Origin of the sequence: Bacillus sp. Xin1 (genome assembly GCF_013314535.1) — a bacterium.
Lineage (GTDB): Bacteria > Bacillota > Bacilli > Bacillales > Bacillaceae_G > Bacillus_A.
On the sequence record NZ_JABUAE010000105.1, the window covers coordinates 1 to 3,258 of the forward strand.

Genomic DNA, 3,258 nt, shown 5'->3' on the forward strand with positions numbered 1-3,258 from the left:
GAATTTTGTTGTCGTCTGGTTCGGAACTAGAATCTGAATGCCTTTCTCACCTTTTTTAACAGAGAATCCTTTTTCTTTCCAAAAAGAAAAGGAACCCACCGCTCTGGATCCCTCAAATTGATTCTGTATTAATGCAATATTAGATGGTGAATAGCGATAAAACTTTGCCATAAATGACAAATATTCTTTTAAGTCTTCAGGTGTACGAAAATAACCCTCTATGCTCTTTTCCATCTTTTTTGTTAGTGCTACTACTTTTTGTTTTTTCTCTTCAAATGAAACAGGGGAACACTTTTTACTCATTGTTTTCCGCTCCCTTTGATGAAGCTTCTATTAATTCATCCATCGTTTCTTCATTCCAGGTTTCTAAGTCTGTTGGAACACATATTTTATGAGTTTTCATGTTGATGGGAATCAGTAAATCATTTTCTGGAAGCTCAATATAATCAAATAACTCTTGTTCTTCCTCTTCTGTTAATGGGATTGTAATTTCTTGATTTGCGACGTGAAAAGTAACTTCTCTTTCGCCAATAGATTTTATGATTCCAAGTTCAATTTCTTCATGAAATAGTAACATTTCTTCTTCCCCTTTTCCTTTTAATTGTACTGACTTTTCTTCCTCACAATCTCTTCAAGTAGCTCTATAGGTTCACCTCCTCAATTGGAACAAACTCTTCTTTTGTTTGCCCCCTCGAAGTTTGATGATCCATCTTCTTTTGTCTTTTATGTGCAATTCTCTCCTCTACTACTTCCCTTATATGTTTTGTTGCTTCAGTTTCTGCAATATCAGTTGTACAAACCCCTTGATACTGTTCATGCTCATAGATGCCATTCATAAACTCGATTAACATTTGTGTATTTTTATCAGCACTATTCGTACCGAGTCGGATTTTTGTAAGTTCTTCTTTCAACACCTCATGAAGATGCTTTGTCACGACTTCTGTAATATATCGAAGCGACCATTCTTGTTGTTTCGCTTCTTTATGTTCTTTACAAATTCGAGCGATTGCGTCACCATTATAACCATTTCGAATTTTATGTTCCTCCATATATGCTGTAATATATTGATCTGTTTCCTCATCAATAGAAAACACCCTCCTAATCTTTCTCATCGTTCATATCCCCTCTCATTTTGTTGTTGGATTTCTCTCTGAAGACGTTCATAGTAACGTTGGTTTTTCCAACTTTCATATTCGCTTTTGAATGCTCCTTCCATTTTCCTAAGTGCATATTGCATCGATACATTTTGCTGAAAATTCTTTCGCTCTCTAGGCTTTCGGTCTAGCATTTTATCTATGCGCTGTCGTTCTTTATCATATGCTTTCATCTCTTGTAAAAACGCATTTCCCATTCGCTTGTGAAGCTCTTCTATTTTATTTTCCTTATAATTTTCATATCTTTTTTTATCACCAGAGCCTTCTCCATATGCTCTCTTTAATACATCTACTTCTTTATCTAACTTTTGAAGAAACTGTTTATAATCTTCTTTATGATGCTTCTCAATATATTTTTGCGTTAATGCATCAAGATGAGGGCGGAGTGGGCGCAATGTATTGTAACTGTATTGCCATTGCCTTTTATCTTCTGGTAAACGTTTATAAATGAACTGGAATAATGGTTTTAGCTCTCGATTGCGCCATGTGAATGTGGAATCTTCTTTCTTTTTTGCAACCATATTCTTTCGAATTAAATCATTAATCTGTTTTTGTTCCTGACCACGATCCATAATATTTTGAACCACTTTTCCTTTCATCGCATCCAATGTTTTTTGTTTTCGCTTCCCACGATCTCTCGTTGGAAATGGCTCAACAGTTGCGACATGAATATGAAGGTTATCCGTATTATAGTGAATCGCTCCTGACCAAATCGCTGTATGTTCTAACTTTTCTCTTTTTAACATTTCTTTCATTGCTAATCGGGTAACATCCATTAATTTTGTTTCATCTACAGTACGTGTTCTAGGATCATACACACCATGTTCAGCAAGCCAATGATTATCAAAAGTAATGACATCTTGCCACATAATACTTTTATTCTTTTGCGCAAGCTGAAACATCTTTTTAAGGTCTTTCTTTTCATTTTCCTTTAAACCGTTACTATGCTCCGTGAAAAGGGAAGATGTCTTCTCTGCATCTCCCATATAATCCTGATACAGAGAAAACATTTTCCCATGTGCTTCCCCTTCTCTCTTCGCATCTTCTCGGTCGACATACTCCACATAATCCTGAAATGTTTTTCCATCCGCCGTAACAAAACGAGACACAGTCACAACACCAGGCGTCACCGTTGCTTGTGAAGGACTTGTTGAATGACTCATGCCTCATCATCCTGCGTCATCATTTGCAAAAAAGCATTCATTTCTTTTACAGCCTCAAAGCAACTTTCCATCGCATAGATATTTTTTTCTAGCAACTGTTGAAGATACAATTCACGATTTTGTTGTTCACGATAGAATGCTAATGTTTCAAGTTGCCCCCGTAAGAATTTATCTCTTGAAAGCCCTTTTGCCTTTGCAATTTCATCAATTCGTTTCACCGCAATTGGATTCATATTTCGAACTCTTATCTCCATTTTCATTTCCTCCTCCAAATTCGGGATCTCCACTAAAAATAGTGAGAAGAGCATAAGGGGTTTTTGTTCCCACCTAGGGTGTGAAGCTAGGCAAAGCCTAGCGAAACCGTGGGAACAAGAAAGTAACTCAAATGTTGAGGTGCTGTTGACTCAAAATCGCCTGATGTTGATGTCCTGTAGACCCAAATGTTGAGTTACTGTTGACCCAAAACCCCTTAATGTTGAGATGCTGTTGACCTAACTTTTTTCACGAACGTTCTACATCTTTTGCTTTTTCATCTAATTTTTTAATCTTTTCTTTCACTTGTCCTTGCTCCCATTTATATAGTTCAACCTTCTCTTTTGACTGGCTAATATTCGTTTCTTTTGAGTTAATTTTTGCGTCGGTTTCCATTTTTTCCGTTTCGGTTTGGTACTTAGAATCGTTCTTCCATTCCGTGATTTGCTTTTGCCATTCTGTTTGCTTAGACGTTTCTTGTTTCATGGCTTCATCGTATTGTTTTACTTTTTCTTTTAATATTTTTTGTTCCATACCGATAAACACTTTCGCATAATCACCTTTACTCTTTTGTGAAATACCCTCTTCTATTTCTGTTTTCTTTTGATCGGAGAAGAATGATTTTAAGAATGTTTGCTTTTCATCTTCTTTTGAAGTTTCATTTTCTCCTTCAGCCTTTCGCTTTGTCC

5 protein-coding genes and 1 pseudogene are annotated in these 3,258 nt (G+C 36.2%); all 6 read right to left on the reverse strand.

Annotated elements, in window-relative coordinates:
• Positions 1-303 (reverse strand): ArdC family protein (locus HRG09_RS27750; RefSeq protein WP_254610198.1); only part of this gene is annotated, 303 nt, incomplete at its 3' end.
• Positions 296-577, reverse strand: coding sequence for a hypothetical protein (locus HRG09_RS27755; protein ID WP_174104021.1), 282 nt, complete (start codon positions 575-577; stop codon positions 296-298). The genes HRG09_RS27755 and HRG09_RS27750, both read right to left, overlap by 8 nt.
• A gap of 64 nt (positions 578-641) precedes the next feature.
• The gene (locus tag HRG09_RS27760; RefSeq protein ID WP_174104022.1) at positions 642-1,112 is read right to left on the reverse strand and encodes a hypothetical protein; all 471 of its coding nucleotides are present in this window, start codon (positions 1,110-1,112) and stop codon (positions 642-644) included.
• On the reverse strand, positions 1,109-2,317 hold the full coding sequence (gene mobP2 / locus HRG09_RS27765; protein ID WP_174104023.1) for a MobP2 family relaxase: 1,209 nt from the start codon (positions 2,315-2,317) through the stop codon (positions 1,109-1,111). Before mobP2 ends, HRG09_RS27760 begins: the two co-directional genes overlap by 4 nt.
• On the reverse strand, positions 2,314-2,571 hold the full coding sequence (locus HRG09_RS27770; RefSeq protein ID WP_174104024.1) for a hypothetical protein: 258 nt from the start codon (positions 2,569-2,571) through the stop codon (positions 2,314-2,316). The genes mobP2 and HRG09_RS27770 overlap by 4 nt, the downstream gene beginning before the upstream one ends.
• A gap of 247 nt (positions 2,572-2,818) precedes the next feature.
• A pseudogene (locus HRG09_RS27775) lies at positions 2,819-3,258 on the reverse strand (hypothetical protein); the annotation flags it as partial.